General features: G+C 47.9%; 1 protein-coding gene and 1 pseudogene. Both read right to left on the bottom strand.

Features of this window, described 5'->3' with window-relative positions:
* Positions 1-493 (bottom strand): transposase (locus tag B5F71_RS19615; RefSeq protein ID WP_241148673.1); only part of this gene is annotated, 493 nt, incomplete at its 3' end.
* Positions 467-619, bottom strand: a pseudogene (locus tag B5F71_RS21235) (transposase); the annotation flags it as partial. The gene B5F71_RS19615 and the pseudogene B5F71_RS21235, both read right to left, overlap by 27 nt.
* Positions 620-639: the final 20 nt, after the last annotated feature.

Consider the following 639-nt stretch of genomic DNA (forward strand, 5'->3'; position numbering starts at 1 on the left):
TCCAACGTTTGGGCAGTACCTGAAATTTGGACGGACATTCGTCCGGTCTGAGTACGACCTCCAATATCCATCCGAATTTCTTCTTGACCCAATCAGCCAAATCTCCCCTATAGCCTCCGTCCGCCAATATTTTAACCAAGCGCGGAAATTTATAAGCGAGTTTCTCTATGGCTTGTGGGGCGCCCTTGCTGTCATGCAGGTTGGCTTCATGGATTGCGACGGCTAACGGAAGGCCGAGCGTATCGACTATGATGTGCTCTTTCCGTCCCTTGATTTTCTTGTTCCCGTCTATACCACGGTCAGAATCAACATGATGGGAGGTCTTTACGCTTCTGGAATCCATGATGCCAAGACTGGGACTTTCCTCCCGTCCCGCCTGTTTACGGATAAGGGAGTGCAAGGTATCCATCACCTCTTCAAACACGCCTTCAAGCTTCCATTTACGGAAATAGCAATAGACGGTTTGCCAAGGGGCGAAGTCAGAGGGAAGCATACGCCACTAGCAGCCGGTCTTGTTGATATAAAGGATTGCATTCATTATCTCTTTAAGCGAATGTTTTCGGTTCCTCGCTTGCGGCTCTAAAATATTTTTTATAACTTGCCACTGTTTTTCAGTCAGGTCGGTTGGATACTGTGTCA

Source organism: Bacteroides sp. An269 (genome assembly GCF_002159755.1).
GTDB lineage: Bacteria > Bacteroidota > Bacteroidia > Bacteroidales > Bacteroidaceae > Phocaeicola > Phocaeicola intestinalis.